Below are 24,528 nucleotides of genomic sequence, written 5' to 3'. Positions count from 1 at the left end.
CGGGATGGAGCGTGTTCGTGATCTGCGTCAACTGCCGAAGGCCCATCTGCACCTGCACTTCACCGGCTCGATGCGGCCGGCGACCCTGCTGGACCTCGCCGACAAGTACGGCGTCCACCTCCCGGACGCGCTGACCAGCGGCACACCGCCCCGGCTGAGCGCCACGGACGAGCGCGGCTGGTTCCGCTTCCAGCGGCTCTACGACATCGCGCGGTCCTGCCTGCGGACGCCCGAGGACATCCAGCGGCTGGTGCGGGAGGCCGCCGAGGAGGACGTCCGGGACGGCTCGCGGTGGCTGGAGATCCAGGTCGACCCGACCTCGTACGCGCCGCGGCTGGGCGGGCTGATCCCGGCCATGGAGATCATCCTGGACGCGGTGGAGCGGGCCTCCCGGGACACCGGGCTGGGCATCCGGGTGCTGGTCGCCGCGAACCGCGTGAAGCACCCGCTGGACGCCCGTACGCTGGCCCGGCTGGCGGTGCGCCACGCCGACCGCGGGGTGGTCGGCTTCGGGCTCTCCAACGACGAACGGCGGGGCCTGGCCCGGGACTTCGACCGGGCCTTCGCCATCGCCCGGGACGGCGGCCTGCTGTCGGCGCCGCACGGCGGCGAGCTGTCCGGGCCGGCCAGCGTCCGGGACTGCCTGGACGATCTGCACGCCGGCCGGATCGGGCACGGGGTGCGGGCCGCGGAGGACCCGGAGCTGCTGCGCCGGCTGGCGGCCCACGGGGTGACCTGCGAGGTGTGCCCGGCGTCGAATGTCGCGCTGGGCGTCTACGGGAAACCGGAGGACGTACCGCTGCGGACGTTCTTCGAGGCGGGCGTCCCGATGGCGCTGGGCGCCGACGACCCGCTGCTGTTCGGTTCGCGGCTGGCCGCCCAGTACGAGATCGCCCGCGGCGCGCACGCCTTCACCGACGCCGAACTCGCCGAGCTGGCCCGGCAGTCCGTGCGCGCCTCCCGGGCGCCCGGGGAGCTGCGGCGGACGGCGCTGGCGGATATCGACGCCTGGCTGGCCGCCCCGGTGCCGTAGCGGGCCGGCGGACGGCCGCGGGCCCGGGGCGGACGCGCCCTACAGGCTGACGCCGACCGTCACCGGTTCGTTGACGAGGGTGACCCCGAAGGCGTCCCGGACCCCGTCGCGGACCTCGCGGGCCAGGGCGAGCAGGTCCTCGGTGGTGGCCCGGCCGCGGTTGGTGAGGGCGAGGGTGTGCTTGGTGGAGATCCGGGCCGGGCCGCTGCCGTAGCCCTTGGTGAAACCGGCCCGGTCGATGAGCCAGGCGGCGGAGGTCTTCACCCGGCCGTCGCCGTCCGGGAAGGCGGGCGGCGCGATGCCGGGGCCGAGCCGGTCGCGGACCCGGCGGACGAGCTCGGCGTGCTCGGCCCCGGTGAGGACGGGGTTGGTGAAGAAGGAGCCGGCCGACCAGGTGTCGTGGTCCTCCGGGTCCAGCACCATGCCCTTGCTCGCCCGGAGCGCCAGGACGGTCTTGCGGGCGACGGTCAGCGGCACCCGGTCGCCGGTGCCGACACCGAGGGCGCGGGCCGTCTGGTCGTACCTCAGGGGCGCGGAGAGGCCGTCCGCGTCCTCCAGGGCGAAGCGGACGCGCAGCACCACGAACCGCCCGGGGTGCTGCTTGAAGCGGCTGTGGCGGTACGAGAAGCCGCACTCCTCGTTGGAGAGGGTCACCGTTTCACCGGTGCGGCGGTCGTAGGCGACGACCTCGGTGAGGGTCTCGGAGACGTCCTGTCCGTAGGCGCCGACGTTCTGGATCGGGGTGGCGCCGGCCGAGCCGGGGATGCCGGCCAGGCACTCGACGCCGGCCAGTCCGGCCTCGACGGTGCGGGCGACGGCGTCCGACCAGTTCTCGCCCGCGGCGAGCTCCAGGGCCGTGCCGTCGAGGGCGACGCCGCGGGTGGCGATGCGCAGGGCGGTGCCGTCGAAGCCCTTGTCACCGATGACGAGGTTGCTGCCGCCGCCGATGATCAGCAGCGGGGTGCCGGCCTCGTCGGCTTCGCGGACGGCCGCGATCACCTCGTCGTCGGTGGTGGCCGTGACGAGCCGGCTCGCGGGGCCGCCGAGACGGAAGGTGGTCAGCGGGGCGAGGGGGGCGTTCTCTGTTACGTGGCGTTCCTGCACGCGCCCAAGGGTACGGGGGCGGTCCGGCGGCGCCGGGCCGGCCGCCCCACGCGACTCCGTCAGGCGAGCCGGGCCACGGCGCGGGCCATGCCGAGCACCTTCTGGCCTGCGCTCTTGGCGGTGAGGTCGATCCGCACCGTGCGCTCCGCGTCGTCGAGCTTGGCCGCGACCGTGGCGCTGACCTCGATCAGCGCGCCGGTCCCGTCGTTGGGGACGACGACGGGCTTGGTGAAGCGCACGCCGTACTCGGCGACCGCGCCCGGGTCGCCGACCCAGTCGGTGACCACCCGGACCGCCGAGGCCATGGTGAACATGCCGTGCGCGATGACGTCCGGCAGTCCGACCTCCTTGGCGAACTTCTCGTTCCAGTGGATCGGGTTGAAGTCCCCTGAGGCGCCGGCGTACTGGACGAGGGTGGCGCGGGTCACGGGGAAGGTCTGCGCGGGGAGCTCGGTGCCGACCTCGACGTCGTCGTAGGCGATCTTCGCGGGCATCTCAGGACTCCTCAGCGGGCCGGGCGACGAGCTTGGTGAGAGCGGTCACGACGTGCTCACCGGCCTCGTCGTGCACCTCGCCGCGGATGTCGATGACCTCGTTGCCGGCCATGGACCGGATCGCTTCGATGGTGGAGGTCACGGTCAGCCGGTCGCCGGCGCGCACCGGCCGGCGGTAGGCGAACTTCTGGTCGCCGTGGACCACGCGGCTGTAGTCCAGACCGAGTTGCGGGTCGGCGACGACCTGCCCGGCGGCCTTGAACGTGATGGCGAACACAAAAGTCGGCGGCGCGATCACATCGGGGTGACCGAGGGCCTTGGCGGCTTCGGTGTCGGTGTAGGCGGGGTTGGGGTCACCGATCGCCTCGGCGAATTCGCGGATCTTTTCCCGGCCGACCTCGTACGGATCGGTGGGCGGGTATGTGCGTCCGACGAATGACTGGTCGAGCGCCATGGGCTCGCAACCTCCCTGAACTGATGGTGCCAAAGCCGTGAGGCCGCCCCCAGGAAATGGGGACGGCCTCATGGACGAGCCTGAGTTATCGCGTCTCGCGGTGCGCGGTGTGCGAGTTACAGCGGGGGCAGTGCTTCTTCATCTCAAGGCGGTCCGGGTTGTTGCGCCGGTTCTTCTTGGTGATGTAGTTCCGCTCCTTGCACTCCACGCAGGCCAGCGTGATCTTCGGGCGGACGTCGGTGGCAGCCACGTGAGTGCTCCTTGACGGACGGATAGTCGATACGAACGCATAGAAGAGTAGCCGACCGGAGGACCGACCCCACAATCGGCTACTGTCAGTAGCGGTGACCGGACTTGAACCGGTGACACAGCGATTATGAGCCGCTTGCTCTACCGACTGAGCTACACCGCTGTGATGCGGGAGTTCCCCGTCCGAGGACGGGGTCCCCCACACATCAGAGCCCCAAAACGGAATCGAACCGTTGACCTTCTCCTTACCATGGAGACGCTCTGCCGACTGAGCTATTGGGGCGAGCGATGAAGACATTACACGGCCCGCCGCCAAACGTGAAATCCGTATCCGCGTCGCGCCCCAGCAGCCCCCCGCACCACACCGGTACGACTATTTCGCGCCTGCGCGAAGCTCTCCGGGCCGCGCCCTAGGCTCGGATCCACGCCGCGTGATCTTGCACGCCGTGGCTTCGAGGAGCGCGATGTCCGACAACAGTTCACCGCAGCCGGGGAAGCCGGGGGGTGCCGGCCGGTACACCCGGCCGGATTCCGGCGCGCTGGTCCTGTGCGGCGCCCGGCTCGCCGACGGCCGCACCGTGGACGTCCGGCTCGGCGGCGGGCGCATCGAGGCGGTCGGCACGGCCGGCAGCCTCGCGCCGCAGGGCGCCCGGGTGGACCTCGCCGGCTATCTGCTGCTCCCGGCCCCCGCCGAACCGCACGCGCACTGCGACACCGCCCTGACCGCGGACGCCGAGGGGCCCGCCTCCGACTCCGCCGAGGACGTCCAGCGCCGTACGACCGAGGCGGCGCTGCTCCAGCTCGGGCACGGCGCCACGGCCTCCCGGAGCCATGTGCGGATCGGCGGCGTCCAGGGGCTGCGGGCGCTGGAGGCGGTGCTCCAGGCGCGGCGGGCGCTGCGCGGGCTGGCGGATCTGGCGGCGGTGGCGGTGCCGCGGGTGCTGACCGGGGTGGCCGGCGCGAACGGGCTGGCGATGCTGCGGGACGCGGTCAAGATGGGCGCCACGGTGATCGGCGGCTGCCCGGACCTGGACCCCGACCCGACCGGGTACGTGGAGACCGTCCTGGAGATGGCCGGGGAGCACAGCTGCCCGGTGGACCTGCACACCGACGGCGACGACCCGGCGCGACTGGCGCGGGTCGCGACGATGTGCGGCGGGCTGCGGCCGGGGGTGGCGATCGGGCCGTGTGCCGGGATGGCGCGGATGCCGCGGAGCGTGGCGGCGCGGGTCGCGGAGCAACTGGCGGCGGCCGACGTGGCGGTCGTCTGCCTGCCGCAGGGCGACTGCACGGGGCTGGAACGGAACGGCAACCGGGTGTCGCGGCCGGCGCCGGTGCGGCTGCTGCGGGCGGCCGGCGTCCGGGTGGCGGCGGGCAGCGGGGCGCTGCGGGACGCGGCGAACCCGGTCGGGCGCGGCGACCCGTTGGAGGCCGCGTACCTGCTGGCGTCCCTGGGCGAGGCGACGCCCGAGGCGGCCTACGAGACGGTGAGTTCGGCGGCGCGGGCGACGCTGGGGCTGCCGGAGGTGCGCGTCGAGGCGGGATTCCCGGCGGAGTTGCTGGCGGTGCGCGGGGAGCGGATCGCCGGGGTGCTGTCGCTGGCGTACAGCCGGATCGTGGTGCACCGGGGGCGGGTGGTGGCGCGCACCAGCGCGGTGCGCGAGTACTGCGACTCGGTGGACGTGGCGCTGGAGTTGCCCCGGCAGTCGCAGCGTTAGGGCCGGTCGCTGGGGCCGTCGGGCGTGCGGGTGGAGGGCCGACGGCGGGCGGCAGGCGGGGGTTTGACGGCCGGTCCGGGACCTGTCCCCCGGTGTGTCGGGGCGGTTGGGCGTACGGTCGGCAGCATGCGCATTGTCATCGCAGGTGGACATGGTCAGATCGCGCTGCGGCTGGAGCGGTTGCTGCATGCGCGCGGGGACGAGGTGGCGGGGATCATCCGACGGCCGGAACAGGCCGGCGACCTGCTGGCCGCGGGTGCCGAACCGGTGGTCTGCGACCTGGAGTCGGCGTCGGTGGCCGATGTCGCCCGGCACTTGGAGGGCGCGGACGCGGCCGTCTTCGCGGCGGGCGCCGGGCCGGGCAGCGGCGCCGCGCGCAAGGACACGGTGGACCGCGGCGCGGCGACGCTGTTCGCGGACGCCGCCGAGGCGGCCGGGGTGCGGCGCTTCGTGGTCGTCTCGGCGATGGGCGCGGACCGGGAGCCCCCGGAGGGCACCGACCCGGTCTTCGCGGCCTATCTGCGGGCCAAGGGCGCCGCGGACGCCGACGTACGGGCCCGGGCCGGGCTGAACTGGACGATCCTGCGGCCCGGGCGGCTCACCGACGATCCCGGCACCGGCCAGGTGACGCTGGCCGACGCCACCGGGCGCGGCGCGGTCCCGCGGGACGACGTGGCGGCCGTCCTGGCGGCGCTGCTGGACGAGCCGGGCACGATCGGGCGGACGCTGGAGCTGATCGGCGGGGACGTGCCGGTGACGGACGCGGTGCGGAACGTGGCGTCGCACTGAACCGCGGCGCGGCTGGGGCCTGTCGTCGGACTCCCGACTCCCGACTCCCGTCGTCCGCCCGGGCGGCAGGCGGGAGTTCGGTGACAGGGCCTACGGCAGGACGAGGATCCGGCCGAGGTGCGAGCGCTCCTCGATGAGCCGGTGGACGGCGGGCGCGTCGGCCAGCGGGAAGCGCGCGTGCACGGCGGTGCGGAGCCGGCCGGCCGCGGCGTGGCCGGCCAGTTCGGCCCTCTCGGCGCGGGCCTGCTCCGGGGCGGCCGCGCGCCAGGCCGGCAGGGAGAATCCGGCGACCGGCTTCAGGGCGAGCGAGGTGCTCCTGCGGACCGAGTCGATGGTCAGGACGTCGGGCCCGCCGTACTCGTAGTGGCGCACGCGTCACTCGTAGTAGCGTACGCGTCGCATTCCGGCTCTCCTCGATGAGTGGAAGAACACAGCAGTGGGTCGGTCAGCCCTCGCCGGCGGTTCCTGAACTGACTGGAGCCCCAGCGCCCCGCCGCGCCGCCGGCCGCCGGGGCCGCGCCCGGGACGCCGTAGGCCCAGCCGGCCGCGCGACACGCCGGCGGGCGGCGGATTCCCCGGTCCGTGACCCCACACGAAAGAGGGCACAGCAAAAACCCCTGAACCGTATTCCTACGATTCAGGGGTTTTCATGGCTGTGGCGGCGCCAGGATTCGAACCTGGGTAGGCATAGCCGACAGATTTACAGTCTGCTCCCTTTGGCCGCTCGGGCACACCGCCGGGTTGTGTCGTCAGGAGTCCCGCTGTGGGGCGGTGCTCGCCAGCAACGACGTAAACCATACCCGATGGCAGGGGGTGGTCTGCCACTCGCTTCCGAAGCGATGGATCTTGGCCGGGTGGCTAGGCTGGGCAGGCGGTCCGGGAAGGGCCGCATCTCTGATGGATCTACGTACGAGGAGCCAACTCACGATGGCCGACTCCAGTTTCGACATCGTCTCGAAGGTCGAGCGGCAGGAGGTCGACAACGCCCTCAACCAGGCCGCCAAGGAGATCTCGCAGCGCTACGACTTCAAGGGCGTGGACGCGTCGATCCAGTGGTCGGGCGAGAAGATCGAGATGCGGGCCAACGCCGAGGAGCGGGTGAAGGCCGTCCTGGACATCTTCCAGTCCAAGCTGGTCAAGCGAGGCATCTCGCTGAAGGCGCTGGACGCCGGCGAGCCGCAGGCGTCGGGCAAGGAGTACAAGATCTCCGCGTCGATGCAGGAGGGCATCTCGCAGGAGAACGCGAAGAAGGTCGCCAAGATCATCCGCGATGAGGGGCCGAAGGGCGTCAAGGCGCAGGTGCAGGGCGACGAGCTGCGCGTCAGCTCCAAGAGCCGGGACGACCTCCAGGCCGTCCAGCAGCTGCTGCGCGGCAAGGACCTGGACTTCGCGATCCAGTTCGTCAACTACCGCTGACCACCGCTGAGCGCCCCCGGCGGGGGCCTCACGCAGCGAGCCGATGGGGCGGCGCGACACGGGAGCGCGCCGCCCCGTCGGCATTTCCGGAACAGTCCGACGGTCCGCCCGGTGTGCTGCCCGGGCCGTCACCGCGACGGACCAACGCTTCGTGATCAACGCTTTGCCGCTTCGTTATCGCAACGATCCCGGCAACGGCCCGGGACCAGGACAGGAAGGATGTTCCGTCGTGGGAAAGGCATTGCGTGTGATCGCGGGCGCCCTGGGCGCCGGTGCGTTGCTGCTGTCGGTGGCGGGGACGGCCAACGCCGGGGGCGGGGGTGACGGCTTCTTCGAGAACGTGCGGTGCACGCCGTCGTTCAGCCTCAACCTCCTCTTCCCGCCCCCGGAGGGTTGCCGTACGGACCTCTACATCGACAACCACAAGCGGATCACCAAGGTCAATCAGCGTGCCGGCGGCAACGCCAACACCAGCGTGTCGAGCGGTCGGAGAGGCGGCCACTGAGCCAGGCGCCGCGCCCCCGGAGCAATGCGCTCCGGGGGCGCGGCGTTATTTGCAGGAGGGAATCACGGGGAGGGGAACGGAAGCGCGGCGATAAGCGCCGATGGGAATTCCGGCGTCACATTTCGGCTTTGGGCGAGAGGCGAGGCGGGAGAAGAGGGCGAATTATTCGCGCGGCTCCTGCTCCGCCCCGCCCCACCCCCGCGTCTGCGGAAATTCCGTCACGCGCAGAGAAGGACGATGAGTCCCTTGCAGTCGCCTTCATCGCCTTCGCCGTGGCCGCCGCCTTTTCCGTGGTCGCCGCCCAGGTGGCCCCGCTCAAAGAAGCCCCAGTCCTCGTCGTCGCCTCGGGAACCACCCTTGTCCTTGTCGGCGCCGTGCTTGGAACTGCCCTTGCCGGCGCTGTCCTTGTCGGCGCTGTCCTTGTCGGTCGGGTCCGGCTTGGCGGCCGTGGAGTGGCTGCCGCTGGAGTGACTGGAGTGGCTGCTGCCCTTGCTCCCGTTCGGGTCGGGCTTCCCGGCGGCGAAGGCGGCCGTCGGCGCCCCCGCCGCGAGCGCGATGCCCAGGGCGGCACCGACCGCGAATATTCGAGAAACGGTTTTCTGCTGGCGATTCATTCGCGTTGTGTTCATGGAACCACCATGCACACGTCGACGGTAGATTTCGCCCCGAGGACGGCCAATCGGGTGAAACGCGGGAATAGCGGAAATTTGAAGAATGGAATTCCCGCACATGCCCCGATTTGTTCGGTTTCGGGCTTCCGGAATTTTCGAGTGGGCGGATCGGTGCGATGCGGTTCGATGCGGGTGCGGTGCGGGGCTGCCCGGTCAGCGGGTGGCGAAGGGCTGGTCGGTGGGGACGATTTCGCGGCCGAGGGGGAGCAGGGAGATCGGGATCATCTTGAAGTTGGCGATGCCGAGCGGGATGCCGATGATCGTCACGCACTGGGCGACGCCGGTCGCGATGTGGCCCAGGGCCAGCCACCAGCCGGCGAAGATGATCCAGAGCACGTTCCCGAGCGCCGAGCCGGCGCCGGCGTCGTGGCGCTCCACGGTCGTCCGGCCGAAGGGCCACAGGGCGTAGCCGGCGATGCGGAACGAGGCGATGCCAAAGGGAATCGTGACGATGAGGACGCAGCAGATCACGCCCGCGAGGACGTACCCGAGTGCCATCCAGAAGCCGCTGAGGATCAGCCAGAGGATGTTGAGGACGAACTTCATGAGCGGCAGCCTTCCAGGGGCGGGTCGGGAGGGGGTTCCGCCGTCCTAGACGCCGGTGAGCACGGGGAACGTTGCGTCCCGGGCGCTCAGGGGCGGTGGGGGCCGGCCATCTGCTCCAGCCGGGCGATGCGTTCGCGCATCGGGGGGTGGGTGGAGAAGAGGCGGGAGAGGCCCTCGCCGGGGCGGAACGGGTTGGCGATCATCATGTGGCCGGCGGTCTCCAGGCGGGGTTCGGGGGGCAGCGGGAGCTGCTGGGTGCCGATCTCCAGTTTGCGGAGCGCGGAGGCCAGGGCGAGCGGATCGCCGGTGAGCTGGGCGCCGGAGGCGTCGGCCTGGTATTCGCGGGAGCGGCTGACGGCGAGCTGGATCAGCGAGGCGGCCACCGGGCCGAGGATCATGATCAGCAGCATGCCGACGAGGCCGGGGCCCTCGTCGTCGTCGGAGCGGCCGAAGGGGATCAGCCAGGCGAAGTTGACCAGGAACATCACGACCGAGGCCAGGGCGCCGGCCACGGAGGAGATGAGGATGTCGCGGTTGTAGACGTGGCTGAGCTCATGGCCGATGACGCCGCGCAGTTCGCGCTCGTCGAGGATCCGGAGGATGCCGTCGGTGCAGCAGACGGCGGCGTTGCGGGGGTTGCGGCCGGTGGCGAAGGCGTTGGGCGCCTGGGTCGGGGAGAGGTAGAGCCGGGGCATGGGCTGGCGGGCGGCGGTGGAGAGCTCGCGGACCATGCGGTAGAGCTGTGGGGCCTCGAACTCGCTGACCGGGCGGGCCCGCATCGCGCGCAGGGCGAGCTTGTCGCTGTTCCAGTAGGCGTAGGCGTTGGTGGCCAGCGCTACGAGGACAGCGATGATCAGGCCCGTCCGGCCGAAGACGCTGCCGATGGCGATGATGAGTGCGGACAGTCCCCCGAGGAGTACGGCGGTCCTGAGCCCGTTGTGCCGGCGGTGCACGGTACGCCCTCCAAGTGGTGCGGCAGGGGAACCCTTTGCTTCGTTTCTCCACTCTCCAGTGGACCCTTGCTCCCTGGTCAACGCGAGAGCGGCGGGGGTGGTTCCCCGGCGCGTGGCCGGTCGGGCCGGGTGGGGACCGGTGGGCACCGGGTGGGGCCGGCCGCCACCCGGCCCAGAGGAGGGCGCGGGCCGGTCTAGAGGAGGGCGCCGGCGGCGAAGCGGAGGACGAGCTGGGGAGCGCCGGAGAGGGCGACGCCCAGGACGGTGGCGAGGGCCAGGGCGGTGGACAGGGCCGCCGGGATCGGGGCGCGGGGCTGCTCGGCGGGCTCGACGGCCGGGGCCTCGGCGGGCCGGAAGAGGAGCGCGGTCCACTGGAGGTAGTAGTAGAGCGCGATCACGACGTTGACGGCCATGACCACGGCGAGCCAGCCGAGTCCGGCATCGACCGCCGACGAGAAGACCGTGACCTTGGCGAACAGGCCGATGATGCCCGGCGGCAGGCCCGCGAGGCAGAGGAGGAAGAAGCCGAGGGCGAACGCCACCAGGGGGCGGCGGTGGTAGAGGCCCCGGTAGTCGGCGAGGCGGTTGGCGGGGCTGGTGCGGGCCACCAGGGCGGCGACGGCGAAGGCGCCGAGGTTCACCGCGGCGTACATCAGGGCGTAGGCCACGGTGGAGCCGATGGCGTGCGCGGGGTCGTGGGCGTAGCCGGCCGCGGCGATCGGGACCAGCAGGTAGCCGGCCTGGCCGACGGAGGACCAGGCGAGCAGGCGGACGGCGCTGTGGGTGCGGGCCGGGTCCTGGCGGAGCGCGGCGGCGTTGCCGACGGTCATGGTGAGCGCGGCGAGCACGGCCAGCGCCGGGCCCCAGACGTCCGCGTACGCGGGGAACCCCTGGACGGTGACGAGGATCAGGCCGGAGAAGCCGACGGCCTTGCCGACCACGGAGAGATACGCGGCGATCGGCAGCGGCGCACCGACGTAGGTGTCGGGCACCCAGAAGTGGAACGGGGCGGCGGCGGTCTTGAAGGCGAAGCCGACGAGGGTGAGGGCGACACCGGTGCCGGCCAGGGTGGCCAGGCGGGGATCCGGGAGGGCCGTGAGGGCGTGCGCCACCCGGGAGAGGTGGAGGCTGCCGGTGGCGGCGTAGACGAAGCTGACGCCGAGGAGCATCACGGCGGTGGCGGCCACCGAGGAGAGGAAGAACTTCAGTGCCGCCTCGGAGGAGAGCCGGTCGCCGCGGCGCAGCCCGACCAGGGCGAAGGCGGGCAGCGAGGCGACCTCCAGGGCGATGACCAGGGTGGCCAGGTCGCGGGAGGCGGGCAGCAGGGCGGCGCCGGCCGCGGAGGAGAGCAGCAGGAACCAGTACTCGCCCGCGGGCAGGTCGTGGTCCTTGAGGGTGTCGATGGACAGCAGGGCCGTCAGGAGCGCGCCGGCGAGCACCAGGAACTGGATGACCAGGGTGAAGTGGTCGGCCACGTAGCTGCACGCGGTGGGGGTGCCCGTCAGGCAGAAGGTGCGGCGCCGGCCGTCCAGGAGGGGCAGCAGCAGGAGCGCGGCGGCGGCCAGGCCGGCGGTCGCGAGCCAGCCCAGCAGGGACTTCCGGGCGGCGGGCAGGAAGAGGTCGGCGACCAGCACGACCAGGGCGACGGCCGCGGCGAGGGTGGGCGGGGCGATGGCGAGCCAGTCGACGGACTGGACCAGCGAGAGGGCCTGGGTCATCACTTACCGCCTCCGAGGAGCTGCTGGACGGCCGGGTCGGTGAGGCCGAGGAGGGCCGCGGGCCACAGTCCGGCGAGGACGGTCAGGACGGCCAGGGGGCTCCAGGCCGCGTATTCGTAGCGCGCGAGGTCGGGGAGGGCGGGGGCGGTGGCGGGCCCGCCGGTGTCGTCGGGGCCGGCCGGGGAAGCCGGGGCGGCCGGGGCCTTCAGGGTGCCGCCCATGCAGACCCGGCGGACGACCAGCAGCAGGTACCCGGCGGTCAGCAGGGTGCCGAGGCCGGCCAGGGCCATGAACGTCAGGAACGCGGGGCGGCTGAGCCCGGCGGCGGGGTGGAAGGCGCCGAACATCGCCAGCATCTCGCCCCAGAAGCCGGCCAGTCCGGGCAGGCCCAGGGAGGCGACGGCACCAAAGGCGAGCAGGCCGCCGAAGCGGGGGGCCCGGCCGTAGAGGGCGGCGCCGGTGGCGCCCGCCAGCTGATCGAGGTCCGTGGTCCCGGTGCGGTCCTTGAGGCCGCCGACGAGGAAGAAGAGCAGGCCGGTGATCAGGCCGTGGGCGATGTTGGCGAACAGCGCGCCGTTGACGCCGGTGGGGGTCATGCTCGCGATGCCGAGCAGGACGAAGCCCATGTGGCCGACGGAGCTGTAGGCGATCAGGCGCTTGAGGTCGCCCCTGGCGCCCGTGCGCACCAGAGCCAGGCAGGCCAGCGAGCCGTAGACGATGCCGACGGCGGCCAGGGCGGCGAGGTAGGGCGCGAGGGTGTGCAGGCCGTCGGGGGTGATCGGCAGCGCGATCCGGACGAGGCCGTAGGTGCCCATCTTGAGCAGGACGCCGGCCAGCAGCACCGAGCCGGCGGTGGGGGCGGCGGTGTGCGCGTCCGGCAGCCAGCTGTGCAGCGGCCACATCGGGGACTTGACGGCCAGTCCGATGCCGACGGCGAGCACCGCGACGAGCTGGACGGTGTGGCTGAGCTGGGCTTTCGGGCCATTGTCAGTGGCCAGTGCGACCATGTCGAAGGTGCCGGATTTCAGCCCGATGAGGAGGAGGCCGAGCAGCATGACGACCGAGCCGAGCAGCGTGTAGAGGATGAACTTCCAGGCCGCCGCCTGCCTTCCGGCGCCGCCCCAGCGGGCGATGAGGAAGTACATCGGGATGAGGACCATCTCGAAGGCGAGGAAGAAGAGCATCAGGTCCAGGACGGCGAAGGTCGCGAGGGTGCCGGATTCCAGGACGAGGATCAGCGCCACAAATGCCTTGGGGGACGGGCCCGTTGGCATGTTGAAGTAGCTGTAGACGGCGCAGAGGAAGGTCAGCAGCGCGGTCAGGACGAGGAGGGGGAGCGAGATGCCGTCGACACCGAGGTGGACGCGGATGCCGAGAGCCGGGATCCAGCTGAGGTCGGTGGTGGCCTGCATACGCGCCGGGTGAGCGTGGTCGAAGCCGGCGGCCAGCGCGATCGTGGCGGCGAGCACCACGCCGGTGACGGTCACGCCGTGGCGCAGCACGGCCTGGTCGGGGTTCTTCCCCTTGAGGCCGGGCGGGGCCGGGAGCAGCGCGGCGAGCGCGCCGATCAGGGGGAGGACGACGGAGCCCGCGAGGAGGATCTGCATGGCGGTGTGATTCAGGTGCATCGGTCAGGCTCCCGTGCCCGTGGCGACGAGGACGGCGGCGACGGCCAGGACGAGCGCGCCGCCCAGCAGCGCCCCGAGGTAGGTCTGCACGTTGCCGGTCTGGGCGCGGCGGACGGCGGCGCCCAGCCAGCGGGGGGCGGCGCCCGCGCCGCTGACGTAGGTGTCGACGACCGCCCGGTCCAGGAAGCGGACGAGGGTCGCGGCCGCGCGGGTGGGCCGGACGAACAGCGCGGAGTAGACCGCGTCGAGGTGGAAGCCGACGGCCGCGTGGCGGTGCAGCGGGCCGAGCAGGAGCCGGCCGGGGTCGGCCGGGTCCGTGGCGCCGACGGCGTCGCCGTAGGCCGGCGGGTGGGTGACGATGGCCAGCTCCTCGGCGAGGGCGGGGGCGGCGTCCTCGACGACCGCGACGGCACCGATCGGGGCGCGGGCGGCACGGGCGCCGGTGTGGCGCCAGGCGGCGTAGGTGAGCAGGCCGCCGACGAGGGCGGCACCGGTGCCGAGCACGGAGGTGGTGGCGGTCGGTTCGAGCGAGCGCCCGTCGAACCACGCGGGCAGGAGGGGGGCGGTCAGTCCGAAGCCGACGGTGGGGACGAAGAGCACCCACAGGGTGGCGGTCATGGCGAGCGGCTGCTTGCCGTGGTCCGGGACCTCTGGGCCGGTGCCGCGGAAGACGAGCAGCCACAGCCGGGTGGCGTAGGCGGCGGTGAGGAGGGCGGTGAGCAGGCCGGAGACCAGGACGGTCCAGCCGGCGAGGCCGGGGACGCCGGCCGCGTGGCCGGTGGCGGCGTGCTCGGCGGCGCCCAGGACGGCTTCCTTGGAGAAGAAGCCGGCGAACGGCGGGATCGCGGCGAGCGCGAGCAGGGCGACGGCCAGCGTCCAGGCGGCGTCCGGGACGCGCCGGGCCAGGCCGCTCATCCGGGACATGGCGGCCAGCGAGTTGGTGCCCGCAGCGTGGATGATCACGCCCGCGCCGAGGAAGAGGAGGGCCTTGAACGCACCGTGCGCCAGGAGGTGGAAGACGGCGGCGCCGCGGTCGCCGACGGCCAGCGCGCCGGTCATGTAGCCGAGCTGGCCGACGGTCGAGTAGGCCAGCACCCGCTTGATGTCGTCCTGGGCCAGCGCGGCCAGGGCGGAGCCGACCATGGTCACCGCGGCCAGGACGGCGAGCACGACCAGCGCCGCCGCGGAGGCGGCGAAGACCGGGAGGAGGCGGGCGACGACGTACACACCGGCGGCGACCATCGTCGCGGCGTGGATCAGCGCGGAGACCGGCGTCGGGCCGGCCATCGCGTCCGGGAGCCAGGTGTGCAGCGGGAACTGCGCCGACTTGCCGGCGACACCGGCCAGCAGCAGCAGCGCGATCAGCGTCGGGTGGTGCAGCCCGTCGCGGGCGACGTGGCCGAGGATGCCGGTGATCCGGAAGGTCCCGGCGTCGGCGGCCAGCGCGAAGATGCCGAAGAGGAAGGGCACGTCGCCGAGCTTGGTGACGAGGAACGCCTTGAGGGACGCGGCGCGGGCGACCTCGGTCTCCCAGTAGTGGCCGACGAGGAAGTACGAGCAGATGCCCATCACTTCCCAGCCGACCAGCAGCACCATCAGGTCGCCGGTGTAGACGACCAGCAGCATCGCGGAGGTGAAGAGCGAGACCAGCGCGGCGTAGGACGGGTAGCGCGGGTCGTCGCGCAGATACGCCGTGGAGTAGATCTGCACGCAGGTCGCCACGGTGCCGACGAGGACGCCGATCAGCGCGGCGAAGCCGTCGATGTGCAGCGCCAGGTCGATCGGGAGCGAGCCGGTCGGGGTGAGCCGGGTGGCGACGTCGGTGGCCGGTCCGCCGCCCTGGCCGACGGCGACGGCAATGGTCAGCAGCGCCGCGGCGAACGTCGGCAGCACGGCCAGCGGCCGGACGAAGCCGGGCGACCGGCGGCCGGTGAGGAGGCCGGCGACGGCCCCGAGGAAGGGCAGCAGGGGGACGAGTACGGCGGTGGTGGTGAGCGTCACGCGGTGGCCTCCGCCCCGGTGTCCGGCTGCGGCTGCCGCGCCCCGGCCGCACCGACCGGGCTGCCCGGGGCGCCCGGACCGGAGGGCCCGGCCGGCCGCTCGGCGAGGTCGCGGAGCCGGTCGATGTCGGAGCTGCCGCGGTTGCGGTAGACGAGCAGCACGATCGCCAGGCCGATGCCGATCTCGGCGGCGGCGACGGCGATGGTGAAGAGGGTGAGCGCCTGGCCGGCGTGCAGGGTGTCGCGCAGCCAGACGTCGAAGGCGACGAGGTTGAGGTTGACGGCGTTGAGCATCAGCTCGACGGACATCAGCACCAGGATCGCGTTGCGGCGCGCGAGCACGCCGTACAGGCCGGTGCAGAAGAGGAGGACGGCGAGGACCGCCGGGTACGCGAGATGCATCAGCGCCCCTCCCCCGCGGCCGGGGGCGTGGTCTCGGCGGCGCCCTTCGCGCCGCCGCCCCGCCGGGACAGCACGATCGCGCCGACGAGCGCGGCGAGCAGCAGGACGGAGAGCGCCTCGAAGGGCAGCACCCAGTAGCGGAACAGGCTGTTCCCGGAGGCCGCGGCGGATCCCTGGGCGGCCCCGTCGAGGTCGATCCAGGTGGCGCGGAAGGCGTCGGCGACGACCCAGACCAGGGCCGCGGCCGAGGCGCCGGCCACCGTCAGCGCCGCCCAGCGGTTGCCCGAGTCGGCGTCCGGGGACGGCCCGATGGGCGCCTTGGTCAGCATCAGTCCGAAGAGCAGCAGCACGACCACGGAGCCGACGTAGATCAGCACCTGCACCCAGGCGATGAACTCGGCGGTGAGCAGGAGGTATTCGACGGCGATCCCGCCGAGGGCGACCACCAGCCAGAGCGCGGCGTGCACCAGCTGGCGGGAGCCGACGGTCAGCAGCGCGGCGCCGAGGGTGGCGATGCCGACGAGGACGAAGGCGATCTCTACGCCGGTGGGCGAGAGGAAGCCGTGGCTTGCGGCGGCGAGCGTCACGTTCCCTCCCCCTGGGACTGCCGGTGTTCCTGTGCTTCGGCGGCCTGTTGGGCGGCGAGCTTGTCCGCGGTCTTGCGGGCGGCGGCGATCTCCTTGGGCTCCTCGGCCGCCGGGTCCGGGGCGGGCGGCTCGGGCACCGTCCACATCCACTCGCGCAGCTTGTCGCGTTCGTGGGTCAGCTCGCGGATGTCGGTCTCGGCGTACTCGAACTCCGGCGACCAGAACAGCGCGTCGAAGGGGCAGACCTCGATGCAGATCCCGCAGTACATGCACAGCGCGAAGTCGATCGCGAAGCGGTCCAGGACGTTGCGGCTGCGCTCCCGGCCCCCGGGGGCGGCCGGCGGCACCGTCTCCTTGTGGGAGTCGATGTAGATGCACCAGTCGGGGCACTCGCGGGCGCACAGCATGCAGACCGTGCAGTTCTCCTCGAACAGCCCGATGACGCCGCGGGTGCGCGGCGCGAGGTCGGGCTGGACGTCCGGGTACTGCGCGGTGACGGACTTCCGCGTCATCGTGCGGAGGGTGACGGCCAGGCCCTTGGCAAGGCCGGAACCGGGGATGCCCATCTAGGAGATCACCACCTTGACGACGCCGGTGAGGGCGATCTGGGCGAGTGCGAGCGGAATGAGGACCGTCCAGGCGAGCTTCTGCAGCTGGTCCTCGCGCAGCCGCGGGTAGGTGACCCGCAGCCAGATGACGACGAAGCTCAAGCCCACGGTCTTGACCAGCGTCCACAGCCAGCCCAGGCCGTCGGCGCCGAACGGGCCGTGCCAGCCGCCCAGGAAGAGGACCGCGGTCAGGGCGCTGAGCACGACGATGCCGGCGTACTCGGCGAGCAGGAAGAGCGCGAAACGCAGCCCGGTGTACTCGGTGTACGCGCCGAAGATGATCTCCGAGTCGGCGACCGGCATGTCGAACGGCGGCCGCTGGAGCTCGGCGAGGCCGGCGGTGAAGAACACCACCCCGCCGATGATCTGCCACGGCACCCACCACCAGTGGAAGGCGTCGAGGATGCCGGGCAGCGAGAGGGTGCCGGCGGCCATCGCGACGGACGCGGCGGCCAGCAGCATCGGCAGTTCGTAGGCGAGCAGCTGTGCAGCCGTCCGCAGGCCGCCGAGCAGGGAGAACTTGTTCGCCGACGCCCAGCCCGCCATCAGGGAGCCGAGCACGCCGACGCCCATCACGGCGAGCACGAAGAAGACGCCGGCGTCCAGGGCCTGCCCGACGGCGTTGCCCGGCCCGACCGGGATGGCGACCAGGACCAGGAGGTACGGCAGCAGCGCGACCGCCGGCGCGAGCTGGAAGATCCGCCGGTCGGCGCCGGCCGGGACGACGTCCTCCTTCTGCGCGAACTTCACGCCGTCGGCGACCAGCTGCGCCCAGCCGTGGAAGCCGCCGGCGTACATCGGGCCGAGCCGGCCCTGCATATGGGCCATGACCTTGTGCTCGGTCTGGCCGATGACCAGCGGGAAGACCAGGAAGACGACGAAGACGGCGAGCAGGCGCAGAACCAGGGCGAGGGTGTCGCTCACGGGGTGTCGCCTCCTTCGTCTTCGGGCCGTGGGGCGGGCGGGCTGCCGGGCCGCTCCGGGGTGGTGTCCGGAGTGGTCTCCGGGGCCGGTGCCGCTTCGGGCTGCGACGGGGGCGTCGGCTCCGGTGCGTCGGCCTGCCCGGACTCGGGGGCCGGCGCGGGCTTCCCGGCGGCTTCCGCTTCGTCGAAGGCCGGGCGGGCGTGGTGCCAGGGCGCGTCGGCGGAGCGCGGGGGCGCGGCCGGCCGGGCGGCCGCTGCCTGCTGGCTGACCGAGCCCTCGCTCACCGACCGGTTGCGCCGGGGCGGGCGGTCCGGGCGCGCGGCGCGGGCCGGGCGTTCGGCCGGGGTGCCGGCCGGTGCCTCGGCCGCCGGTGCCTCGGCTGCCGGTGTCTGCTGGCTCGCCGAGCCCGCGCTCGCGCTGCGGGTGCGGCGGGGCGGGCGCTCGCCACCGGCGGCCGCCGCCCGCGCACCACGGGCCGGCCGCGCTGGGGCGGGCGGCAGCTGGCCCTTGAGCGGGCCCCACTCGTTGGGGTCGGGGACGCCCGGGGGCAGCATCTGCCGCCGCTTGGGGCCGCCGTGCTCCGACTCGCCGGGCTCCTTCGCGCCCGGCCACGCCTTGGCCACCCGGGCCGCCAGCACGAAGTCCTTGCGCAGCGGATGGCCCTCGAACGCGTCCGGCAGCAGCAGCGGCACGAGGTGCGGGTGGCCGGTGAAGTCCACGCCGAACATCTCGTGGGTCTCCCGCTCGTGCCAGCCGGCGCCCGCGAACACGCCCACGGCGGTGGGCAGCACGGGCGCGTCGTGCGGCACGGTGGTCCGCACGACCAGCCGGCGTACGGCGCCGGGGCGCGCCACATCGGCGAGATGGGCGCAGATCCGGAAGCCGGTGCCGGGCTCGTCGACGGCGCTCAGCCAGTCGAAGTAGGTGCAGCCGAGGGTGTCGCGGGCGGCGGTCAGCGCGGCGATCCAGGCGTCCGCCGGGACGTCGACGGTCAGCAGGTCGTACGCCAGCCCGGCGGTGGCGCCGGGGCCGAAGAGCTCGCCGGCCGGGCCCGGCAGCCAGCCGACGGCCGGCTCGGCGATCGGCTCGGCGGCCGCCGCGGTGTCCTGCCGCTCGGGCTGCTCGGGCTGCGTGGGCTTCTCGGACCGCTCGTGCTGGTCGGGCTGATCGGTCATCGGGGGGCCTCCCCCACGGTTCCGGACGCGTCCGGCGTCGGGGCGGCCGGCGGCGGCACCAGGCCGCTGCGCAGGGCCGCGGCGGACGGCCGGGCGGCGCGCTGGTAGCGCTCGCCGAGCGACTCGCGGGCGATCTTCTCCTGGAGCTTGAGGATGCCCTGGAGCAGCGCCTCCGGACGGGGCGGGCAGCCGGGGACGTAGACGTCCACCGGGATGATCTGGTCGACGCCCTTGGTCACCGCGTACGAGTCCCAGTACGGGCCGCCGCAGTTGGAGCAGGCGCCGAAGGAGATGACGTACTTGGGCTCGGGCATCTGCTCGTAGAGCCGCTTGACGGCCGGGGCCATCTTGTCCGTCACCGTGCCGGAGACGACCATCAGGTCGGCCTGGCGGGGGCCGGGCGCGAACGGGATCACGCCGAGCCGGATGAAGTCGTGCCGGGCCATGGACGCGGCGATGAACTCGATGGCGCAGCAGGCCAGTCCGAAGTTGAAGACCCACAGGCTGTAGCGGCGGCCCCAGTTGAGGACCACCTTCATCGGTTCCGGTGCGAGCCGGGCCAGCGCGCCGAGGCGCCGCGGCTCCGGCAGGAACTCGGGGCCGGCGCTCCGGGGCGCGGCCTCGGAGCCGGCGGGGGCGGGGGTCACGTCCATTGCAGGACGCCCTTCTTGTACGCGTAGAGCAGGCCGACGGCGAGGAAGCCGAGGAAGACGAACATCTCCACCAGCGTCACACCGCCGAAACCGGGCGCGGCGAAGACCGTCGCCCAGGGGAACAGGAAGATCGAGTCGACGGCGAAGACGACGTAGAGGAAGGCGTAGACGTAGTAGCGGACCTGGGTGTGCGCCCAGCCCTCGCCGACCGGGTCCACGCCGCACTCGTACGTCAGCAGCTTCTCGGGCGTGGGCACGACAGGCCGGAGCAGCCGCCCGGCCCCGAAGGCCACGGCGACGAACAGCACCCCGACCACGGCGATGATCCCGACGGCCGAATAGCCCTGGAAATAGTCCGCGGCGACGGTGGTGCGTACGGTCGCGTCCGGCACGTCCGCCCTCGCTCCCTGCCTGCGCTTCTTGAAACGACTTTTACACGATCTGTACGGACGGGAGTCTAGGCCCTGCCCCGGCCGGCCGGGGCAGCCGCGTGAGTGCGGGAGGTGGGGTCGTCTGCACTTCGTCCCGACTTCGCCGTACCTGGGTGGCCGGCAGCGTAGACGGACGGCGCGTTCGCCTCACCAGGCATCTCAGTAGGCGGACGGAAATCGTCCGGCTGGCGGGATGGTGCTGCCTGGGCGGACCGGGACGGGTGCCGGGGGTTCGTTCGTCAGCGCGGGGGGCCGGCGTTGAACGGGGCCCGGGGGTCGGTTGGGGGCGGGGGTGCCTGGGGGCGCACCGGGGGCGGGGGCGCGGTGGGAGGTTGGGCCTGGGGCTGGTGGGCGGGAGCCGGGTGTGGCGGGTGTGGTGGGGGCCGGCGGCGGGACGGGTCGCGGGAGACCGCGCGGTCCATCGTCTCGGCCGCGATCCGGGCCGCCGCCTCCCGCGTCCGGGCGCCCAGCAGCTCGGCGCGGATGGCGCCGCCCGCCGCCAGATGGCGGTCGTAGGGCAGCGGCAGCACCGCCGCGCCGCCGGCGCCCAGATGCGCGGCGGCCCTGCGGACGTCGACGCCGCTGTCCGGCGACGGGTGGGTGAGCACCACGACCGTCGTCGGCAGCAGTCCGGGGTGCAGGCCGCCGACCCAGTCCAGTACGGAACGGGTGGCGGCCACGCCCTCCGGGGTCGCCGGGGTGACCAGGACGCGGGCCTGGGTTGTCACCAGCGCGGTGCGCGCCACCTCGGCGGGCAGCGTCTCGCAGTCCACCACCGTGGCGGCGAAGTGGCGGCGCAGCGAGGTCATCACCACGCGGTAGGTCTCCAGGTCGAGGCGGGTGCCGATGGCGCCCTGGCTGCCGGGCAGCAGCCAGCCGCCGCCGGCGAACGGCAGCAGATAGCCCGTCAGGTCCGTGATCAGCATCGACGGGTCGAGGATCTGCGCCAGGTCGCTGCCCGACCAGCGAACCTCGCGGGCGCCGAGCCGGTGCGGGAGCGTCCCCAGCGCCGGGTCGGCCTCGACGGCGAGCACCGGGTCGGGGCGGTAGTGCGCGAAGGTCAGCGCGAGCAGGGCGGCGACGGTGGACTTGCCCGCGCCGCCGCGGATGCTGGACACCGCGATCTGCCGGCCGCTGGTGACCGGCTGCTGAATGGCGTGCGCGGCCCGGGTGAGGGCGGCGGTCTCGGCGGCCGGCGAGGACGCGAACGCCCGGCGCAGCGCCCGGCCCGCCCGCCGGGCCAGCGGGTCGCCACGGCGTGGCCGGGGCTGCCCGTCGGCCAGCTCGGGCGGCAGCAGCGGTACGGAGACGGGCGTGCGGGCCGGCAGCCCGGGACGCCCGTAGCGCCCGGGGGCGGGCGGGGGCTGGGCGGCCTCGGGGGATGGAGGGATGGGTGGGGCGGTGGGTGTGGGGGGTGCGGTGGGTGTGGGTGGTGCCGGAGGAGCCGCTGGGGCCATGGGAACGGGCGCCGGCGCGGAGGCGGCGGGGACGGGCGGCGCTGCGGGAGCGGGCGCCACTACGGGAGCAGGGGCCGGGGCGGGTGTGTACGTAGGCCCCGGGTCGAACGGAGACACGCCGGGCGCGGCAGGCATCGGCGCAGCCGGCGGCATCGGAACGCCGGCGGGCAGCGCGCCCGGCACACCACCGTTCACCGCCGCACCGCCCTGCGCACTCGAACCGCCTGAACCGCCCGCACCGCCCGGCCCATCGGCCCCGGCGGAAACCGTCCCGCTCACCGCGTCCATGGCCGCACCGCCCACGCCTCCCGTTCCCTCCGGCGTCACCCGGCCCTCACCTCCGCCCTGTCTCCCGTTCCCCATGTCCGCCAACCCGCCCGGTCGTCCTGCCGCCACGTTTCAGAACTCCCGGGCCCGGCCGGAACGTTCCGGCGCCGTCCGGTCCGCACGCGATTCTTCACAGGCTCTCCCCTCAGCCGCCGGCTCCGAGCAGCAGCCCGTAGAGGCCGAACGCACCGAGGCTCACCGGGATCAGCGCCACCACGCTCACCGACTCCACCACATCGAGCCAGCGCCGCAGCCGGTCGCGGAGCGGTTCCGGCGGACGGACGGCGAGCGCGGCCACCGGCAGGGCGGCCAGCAGGCCCAGCGCGGCCAGGGCGAGCGCCGGGCCGCCGCCGTCCGTCGCGCAGAGCAGAACCAGCCGTACGCAGACGGCCGTTCCGGCGGCGAGCAGGGCGACCACCTCGGCGGCCAGCGGGTAGGCGCGGGCCCGGGAGAGCAGGACGACGGCGAGCAGCAGCGCCGTCAGCACCGTCCAGAGACCGGGCCGGCCCGCCGCGAGGACGCCGGCCGCGCCGGCCGAGGCGGCGGTCGCCACGGTGGCCGGGGCCAGCCCCCGGTGGGCGGCGGCCAGCGCGGTGGCCGCCCGCTGGTGGCCGGCCGGGGTGCCGCCGGGGTGCCGGTCGTCGAGCCCGGTCAGTCCGGCCGCGCGCAGGGCCAGGCGGGGCAGCGTCCCGAGGGCCAGTACGGAGAGGAAGCCGAGGGCGACGCCGGTGCGGGCCGGGTCGGTCAGGGCCAGCAGGAGTTCCCAGGCGCCGACCGCGAGCGCGACCGCGGCCGCGCCGGTGAGGCCGCCGCGGCCCAGGCCGGTGCGCAGGCCGAGCAGGGCCAGCGCGGCCGCCGCGGTGAGTCCGGTGGCAGCGAGCCGGGCGGCGCCGCCGGGGGCCGCGTGCCAGGCGGCGAGGAGCCCGAGGGTGGTGCCGGTGAGCAGCAGGGCCGTGCCCGCGGCGCGCCGTCCGGGCGTGGCGGTGAGCGCCGCGCCGCCGCCCGCGGCCAGTACGGCCGCGCCGCCCAGCCACGGGGCGGCGCCGGCCGCGTACCAGGTGGTGGCGGCGATCCCGGCGACGGCGGCGAGCAGCGCGCTCGCGGCGGCCGCGGTCCAGGTGCGGCCGCGGTCGCGCTCTCCGCGGGCCCCCGCCGGGACGACCGCAGCCGCGCCCGGCGTCGCACTCGTCATGTCCACGCGGCCCTTCTGCACCGCAACACCATACGGTCCCGGTGCCGCGCCCTGTCCATGGTGTCCCGGGGCAATCCGGGCCCGGTGGACGGGAGGTGGGGCAAACCCCCGGCCCGCCACCCGACGAACCCCATGGCAGCGCGGCGCGGACCCCGGCAAGCTGGGGCGTATGACGGAAAGTTCCCAGCTCACCGCCGACGCCGACGACGACGGAGTGCCGCTGCCGCCGCCCCGGGCGCCGCTCGACGCCTGGACATGGCGGGAGATCGGCTATCTGCTGGCCAACCTCCCGATGAACGTGGCGGCGTTCGCGGTGCTGGTGGTGTGGCTGACGCTGGGGCTGGGGCTCTCCGTCACGGTCGTCGGACTGCCGCTGCTGGCCGCGGGCCTGACGGTCTGCCGGCTCTACGGGCGGCTGGAGCGGGCCCGGGCGCGGGCCTGGCTCGGGGTGACGGTGGCCGAGCCGAGCCCGCTGCAGAACCGCGAGGGCGGGTTCCTCGGATGGCTGTGGCCGCGGCTGAAGGACCCGGTGGCGTGGCGGCACGCGCTGTTCGCGGTGGTCCGGCTGCCGTGGGGCGTCCTCACCTTCTCGACCGTCCTGGTCTCGCTGTTCGTGGGCTGGCCGGTGCTGCCGTGGGTGGCGCGCTGGCTGGCCGACGTGGACCGGGCGCTGGTGCGGGGGCTGCTGTCGCCCTCCGACGAGCTGGAGCGGCGGATCGCCGAGCTGGAGTCGGACCGGCGGGCGGTCACCGACACCGCCGCCGCCGATCTGCGGCGGATCGAGCGGGATCTGCACGACGGGGCACAGGCCCGGCTGGTGGCGCTCGCCATGGGGCTCGGCCTGGCGAAGGAGAAGCTGGCGGAGGGCCGGGCCGACGAGACCGTGGCCCGGATGGTCGACGAGGCGCACGGCGAGGTGAAGCTGGCCCTCCAGGAGCTGCGGGACCTCGCCCGCGGCATCCACCCGGCGATCCTCACCGACCGCGGCCTGGGCCCGGCGCTGGCATCGCTGGCCGGCCGCTGCACGGTGCCGGTCACCACCTCCGTGGACCTCGCCGAGCGCCCCGCGCCGGCCATCGAGGGGATCGTCTACTTCACCGTCTCCGAGCTGCTGCAGAACGTCGCCAAGCACAGCGGGGCGCGGCAGGCGTCGGTGGAGGTGTGGCGGTCCCGGGACAGGCTGCTGCTGCAGGTCATGGACGACGGGCGGGGCGGGGCGCGGCTCGACGGCGGCAGCGGGATGGCCGGGCTCGCGGACCGGCTGGGGGCGGTGGACGGACTGTTCGTCCTGGACTCGCCGCCGGGCGGGCCGACCCGGGTGACGGCGGAGGTGCCGTGGCGGCCGCGGCCGGAGCCGGGGGCGGGCCGCCGTCCCGGGGGCCGGGGCGGCCACTGAACGGGCCGCGGGCCCGGCGCCGGAGGTGGGGAAAACCCCCGGCGGAAGACTGCGAGCAGCCTCATGGCACGGGCCGCGCCGGTCGCCGACCCTGTAGT

The 24,528-nt window shown here is 73.8% G+C and carries 26 protein-coding genes and 3 tRNA genes; 6 read left to right on the top strand and 23 right to left on the bottom strand.

The genetic code is table 11. From position 1 onward, the window contains the following. Window positions 1–4 precede the first annotated feature (4 nt). The gene (locus tag ACRAS8_RS19960) at window positions 5–1,033 is read left to right on the top strand and encodes an adenosine deaminase (protein ID WP_438487383.1); all 1,029 of its coding nucleotides are present in this window, start codon (window positions 5–7) and stop codon (window positions 1,031–1,033) included. 39 nt (window positions 1,034–1,072) lie between these two features. Here the strand turns inward: ACRAS8_RS19960 and ACRAS8_RS19955 are convergent, their stop codons facing one another. The 6 genes from ACRAS8_RS19955 to ACRAS8_RS19930 form a co-directional block, all read right to left on the bottom strand. Further along, window positions 1,073–2,137: a UDP-N-acetylmuramate dehydrogenase gene (locus ACRAS8_RS19955; protein WP_438487382.1), complete on the bottom strand. Its 1,065-nt coding sequence runs from the start codon at window positions 2,135–2,137 to the stop codon at window positions 1,073–1,075. A 59-nt stretch (window positions 2,138–2,196) separates the two neighbouring features. Next, on the bottom strand, window positions 2,197–2,631 hold the full coding sequence (locus tag ACRAS8_RS19950; protein ID WP_438487381.1) for a MaoC family dehydratase: 435 nt from the start codon (window positions 2,629–2,631) through the stop codon (window positions 2,197–2,199). A 1-nt stretch (window position 2,632) separates the two neighbouring features. After that, complete coding sequence (locus ACRAS8_RS19945; RefSeq protein ID WP_018538775.1) at window positions 2,633–3,085, bottom strand: MaoC family dehydratase N-terminal domain-containing protein; 453 nt, start codon at window positions 3,083–3,085, stop codon at window positions 2,633–2,635. Window positions 3,086–3,170: 85 nt separating this feature from the next. Next, entirely contained in the window at window positions 3,171–3,335 is a 165-nt protein-coding gene (gene rpmG, locus ACRAS8_RS19940; RefSeq protein WP_003956487.1) for a 50S ribosomal protein L33, read from the bottom strand. An 89-nt stretch (window positions 3,336–3,424) separates the two neighbouring features. After that, window positions 3,425–3,497: transfer RNA gene (locus tag ACRAS8_RS19935), tRNA-Met, on the bottom strand. A gap of 47 nt (window positions 3,498–3,544) precedes the next feature. Continuing rightward, a tRNA-Thr gene (locus ACRAS8_RS19930) sits at window positions 3,545–3,617 on the bottom strand. Window positions 3,618–3,798: 181 nt separating this feature from the next. Between ACRAS8_RS19930 and ACRAS8_RS19925 the strand changes: the two genes are divergently transcribed. Together ACRAS8_RS19925 and ACRAS8_RS19920 are read left to right on the top strand one after the other, a co-directional pair. Further along, window positions 3,799–5,052, top strand: coding sequence for an amidohydrolase family protein (locus ACRAS8_RS19925; RefSeq protein ID WP_438487380.1), 1,254 nt, complete (start codon window positions 3,799–3,801; stop codon window positions 5,050–5,052). A 126-nt stretch (window positions 5,053–5,178) separates the two neighbouring features. Further along, a complete protein-coding gene (locus ACRAS8_RS19920; RefSeq protein ID WP_438487379.1) occupies window positions 5,179–5,841 on the top strand; it encodes an NAD(P)H-binding protein in 663 nt (220 codons plus the stop codon). 90 nt (window positions 5,842–5,931) lie between these two features. Here ACRAS8_RS19920 and ACRAS8_RS19915 read toward each other — a convergent pair whose 3' ends face one another. Together ACRAS8_RS19915 and ACRAS8_RS19910 are read right to left on the bottom strand one after the other, a co-directional pair. Next, complete coding sequence (locus ACRAS8_RS19915) at window positions 5,932–6,213, bottom strand: zinc-binding dehydrogenase (protein WP_438487378.1); 282 nt, start codon at window positions 6,211–6,213, stop codon at window positions 5,932–5,934. 284 nt (window positions 6,214–6,497) lie between these two features. After that, window positions 6,498–6,579 (bottom strand) — tRNA-Tyr (locus ACRAS8_RS19910). A 189-nt stretch (window positions 6,580–6,768) separates the two neighbouring features. On the opposite strand from ACRAS8_RS19910, the gene ACRAS8_RS19905 reads away from it, so the two are divergent. Together ACRAS8_RS19905 and ACRAS8_RS19900 are read left to right on the top strand one after the other, a co-directional pair. Next, window positions 6,769–7,257 (top strand): YajQ family cyclic di-GMP-binding protein, encoded by a 489-nt coding sequence (locus ACRAS8_RS19905; protein WP_221905384.1) that lies wholly within the window; start codon window positions 6,769–6,771, stop codon window positions 7,255–7,257. Between the two features lie 229 nt (window positions 7,258–7,486). Then, window positions 7,487–7,762: a hypothetical protein gene (locus tag ACRAS8_RS19900; protein ID WP_438487377.1), complete on the top strand. Its 276-nt coding sequence runs from the start codon at window positions 7,487–7,489 to the stop codon at window positions 7,760–7,762. Window positions 7,763–7,980: 218 nt separating this feature from the next. Here the strand turns inward: ACRAS8_RS19900 and ACRAS8_RS19895 are convergent, their stop codons facing one another. From ACRAS8_RS19895 to ACRAS8_RS19825, 15 genes are all read right to left on the bottom strand, one after another. After that, window positions 7,981–8,391 carry a hypothetical protein gene (locus ACRAS8_RS19895; protein WP_438487376.1) on the bottom strand — a complete coding sequence of 137 codons (411 nt, stop codon included), beginning with the start codon at window positions 8,389–8,391 and terminating at the stop codon, window positions 7,981–7,983. 195 nt (window positions 8,392–8,586) lie between these two features. Then, window positions 8,587–8,979, bottom strand: a complete 393-nt coding sequence (locus ACRAS8_RS19890) for a YccF domain-containing protein (protein WP_438487375.1) — start codon at window positions 8,977–8,979, stop codon at window positions 8,587–8,589. Between the two features lie 86 nt (window positions 8,980–9,065). Continuing rightward, the gene (gene htpX, locus ACRAS8_RS19885) at window positions 9,066–9,932 is read right to left on the bottom strand and encodes a zinc metalloprotease HtpX (RefSeq protein WP_438487374.1); all 867 of its coding nucleotides are present in this window, start codon (window positions 9,930–9,932) and stop codon (window positions 9,066–9,068) included. Between the two features lie 194 nt (window positions 9,933–10,126). Continuing rightward, window positions 10,127–11,650: an NADH-quinone oxidoreductase subunit N gene (locus ACRAS8_RS19880; protein ID WP_438487373.1), complete on the bottom strand. Its 1,524-nt coding sequence runs from the start codon at window positions 11,648–11,650 to the stop codon at window positions 10,127–10,129. Next, the gene (locus ACRAS8_RS19875; protein ID WP_438490543.1) at window positions 11,650–13,257 is read right to left on the bottom strand and encodes a complex I subunit 4 family protein; all 1,608 of its coding nucleotides are present in this window, start codon (window positions 13,255–13,257) and stop codon (window positions 11,650–11,652) included. The genes ACRAS8_RS19880 and ACRAS8_RS19875 overlap by 1 nt, the downstream gene beginning before the upstream one ends. A gap of 24 nt (window positions 13,258–13,281) precedes the next feature. Then, window positions 13,282–15,279: an NADH-quinone oxidoreductase subunit 5 family protein gene (locus tag ACRAS8_RS19870; RefSeq protein WP_438487372.1), complete on the bottom strand. Its 1,998-nt coding sequence runs from the start codon at window positions 15,277–15,279 to the stop codon at window positions 13,282–13,284. Continuing rightward, complete coding sequence (gene nuoK, locus ACRAS8_RS19865) at window positions 15,276–15,680, bottom strand: NADH-quinone oxidoreductase subunit NuoK (RefSeq protein WP_438487371.1); 405 nt, start codon at window positions 15,678–15,680, stop codon at window positions 15,276–15,278. Before nuoK ends, ACRAS8_RS19870 begins: the two co-directional genes overlap by 4 nt. Beyond that, entirely contained in the window at window positions 15,680–16,267 is a 588-nt protein-coding gene (locus ACRAS8_RS19860) for an NADH-quinone oxidoreductase subunit J family protein (RefSeq protein ID WP_438487370.1), read from the bottom strand. The genes nuoK and ACRAS8_RS19860 overlap by 1 nt, the downstream gene beginning before the upstream one ends. Further along, a complete protein-coding gene (locus ACRAS8_RS19855) occupies window positions 16,264–16,833 on the bottom strand; it encodes a NuoI/complex I 23 kDa subunit family protein (protein WP_438487369.1) in 570 nt (189 codons plus the stop codon). The genes ACRAS8_RS19860 and ACRAS8_RS19855 overlap by 4 nt, the downstream gene beginning before the upstream one ends. Beyond that, complete coding sequence (locus tag ACRAS8_RS19850) at window positions 16,834–17,799, bottom strand: complex I subunit 1/NuoH family protein (RefSeq protein WP_438487368.1); 966 nt, start codon at window positions 17,797–17,799, stop codon at window positions 16,834–16,836. Beyond that, entirely contained in the window at window positions 17,796–18,974 is a 1,179-nt protein-coding gene (locus tag ACRAS8_RS19845; protein WP_438487367.1) for an NADH-quinone oxidoreductase subunit C, read from the bottom strand. Before ACRAS8_RS19845 ends, ACRAS8_RS19850 begins: the two co-directional genes overlap by 4 nt. After that, window positions 18,971–19,627: an NADH-quinone oxidoreductase subunit B gene (locus ACRAS8_RS19840; RefSeq protein ID WP_438487366.1), complete on the bottom strand. Its 657-nt coding sequence runs from the start codon at window positions 19,625–19,627 to the stop codon at window positions 18,971–18,973. Before ACRAS8_RS19840 ends, ACRAS8_RS19845 begins: the two co-directional genes overlap by 4 nt. Next, window positions 19,618–20,019 carry an NADH-quinone oxidoreductase subunit A gene (locus tag ACRAS8_RS19835; RefSeq protein WP_438487365.1) on the bottom strand — a complete coding sequence of 134 codons (402 nt, stop codon included), beginning with the start codon at window positions 20,017–20,019 and terminating at the stop codon, window positions 19,618–19,620. The genes ACRAS8_RS19840 and ACRAS8_RS19835 overlap by 10 nt, the downstream gene beginning before the upstream one ends. A 278-nt stretch (window positions 20,020–20,297) precedes the next feature. After that, entirely contained in the window at window positions 20,298–21,515 is a 1,218-nt protein-coding gene (locus tag ACRAS8_RS19830; protein WP_438487364.1) for a hypothetical protein, read from the bottom strand. A gap of 472 nt (window positions 21,516–21,987) precedes the next feature. Further along, window positions 21,988–23,055, bottom strand: coding sequence for a secretion protein snm4 (locus ACRAS8_RS19825; protein ID WP_438487363.1), 1,068 nt, complete (start codon window positions 23,053–23,055; stop codon window positions 21,988–21,990). Between the two features lie 148 nt (window positions 23,056–23,203). Between ACRAS8_RS19825 and ACRAS8_RS19820 the strand changes: the two genes are divergently transcribed. Continuing rightward, the gene (locus ACRAS8_RS19820; RefSeq protein ID WP_438487362.1) at window positions 23,204–24,430 is read left to right on the top strand and encodes a sensor histidine kinase; all 1,227 of its coding nucleotides are present in this window, start codon (window positions 23,204–23,206) and stop codon (window positions 24,428–24,430) included. Window positions 24,431–24,528 lie beyond the last annotated feature (98 nt).

Source organism: Streptomyces sp. S186 (assembly GCF_051603415.1).
Classification (GTDB): domain Bacteria; phylum Actinomycetota; class Actinomycetes; order Streptomycetales; family Streptomycetaceae; genus Streptomyces.
The sequence above is the reverse complement of the archived record's forward strand: the minus strand, read 5'-3'. Positions and strand labels throughout refer to the sequence as shown.

Bases quoted from the DNA above. Each gene is read 5' to 3' on its own strand.
- ACRAS8_RS19840 (WP_438487366.1), bottom strand. From the start codon at position 19,627: ATGGACGTGACCCCCGCCCCCGCCGGCTCCGAGGCCGCGCCCCGGAGC.
- ACRAS8_RS19845 (WP_438487367.1), bottom strand. From the start codon at position 18,974: ATGACCGATCAGCCCGACCAGCACGAGCGGTCCGAGAAGCCCACGCAG.
- ACRAS8_RS19875 (WP_438490543.1), bottom strand. From the start codon at position 13,257: ATGCAGATCCTCCTCGCGGGCTCCGTCGTCCTCCCCCTGATCGGCGCG.
- ACRAS8_RS19880 (WP_438487373.1), bottom strand. From the start codon at position 11,650: ATGACCCAGGCCCTCTCGCTGGTCCAGTCCGTCGACTGGCTCGCCATC.
- nuoK (WP_438487371.1), bottom strand. From the start codon at position 15,680: ATGCATCTCGCGTACCCGGCGGTCCTCGCCGTCCTCCTCTTCTGCACC.
- ACRAS8_RS19920 (WP_438487379.1), top strand. From the start codon at position 5,179: ATGCGCATTGTCATCGCAGGTGGACATGGTCAGATCGCGCTGCGGCTG.
- ACRAS8_RS19855 (WP_438487369.1), bottom strand. From the start codon at position 16,833: ATGGGCATCCCCGGTTCCGGCCTTGCCAAGGGCCTGGCCGTCACCCTC.
- ACRAS8_RS19890 (WP_438487375.1), bottom strand. From the start codon at position 8,979: ATGAAGTTCGTCCTCAACATCCTCTGGCTGATCCTCAGCGGCTTCTGG.
- ACRAS8_RS19950 (WP_438487381.1), bottom strand. From the start codon at position 2,631: ATGCCCGCGAAGATCGCCTACGACGACGTCGAGGTCGGCACCGAGCTC.
- ACRAS8_RS19820 (WP_438487362.1), top strand. From the start codon at position 23,204: ATGACGGAAAGTTCCCAGCTCACCGCCGACGCCGACGACGACGGAGTG.
- ACRAS8_RS19925 (WP_438487380.1), top strand. From the start codon at position 3,799: ATGTCCGACAACAGTTCACCGCAGCCGGGGAAGCCGGGGGGTGCCGGC.
- ACRAS8_RS19945 (WP_018538775.1), bottom strand. From the start codon at position 3,085: ATGGCGCTCGACCAGTCATTCGTCGGACGCACATACCCGCCCACCGAT.
- ACRAS8_RS19960 (WP_438487383.1), top strand. From the start codon at position 5: ATGGAGCGTGTTCGTGATCTGCGTCAACTGCCGAAGGCCCATCTGCAC.
- ACRAS8_RS19830 (WP_438487364.1), bottom strand. From the start codon at position 21,515: ATGGCCCCAGCGGCTCCTCCGGCACCACCCACACCCACCGCACCCCCC.
- ACRAS8_RS19905 (WP_221905384.1), top strand. From the start codon at position 6,769: ATGGCCGACTCCAGTTTCGACATCGTCTCGAAGGTCGAGCGGCAGGAG.
- ACRAS8_RS19895 (WP_438487376.1), bottom strand. From the start codon at position 8,391: ATGAACACAACGCGAATGAATCGCCAGCAGAAAACCGTTTCTCGAATA.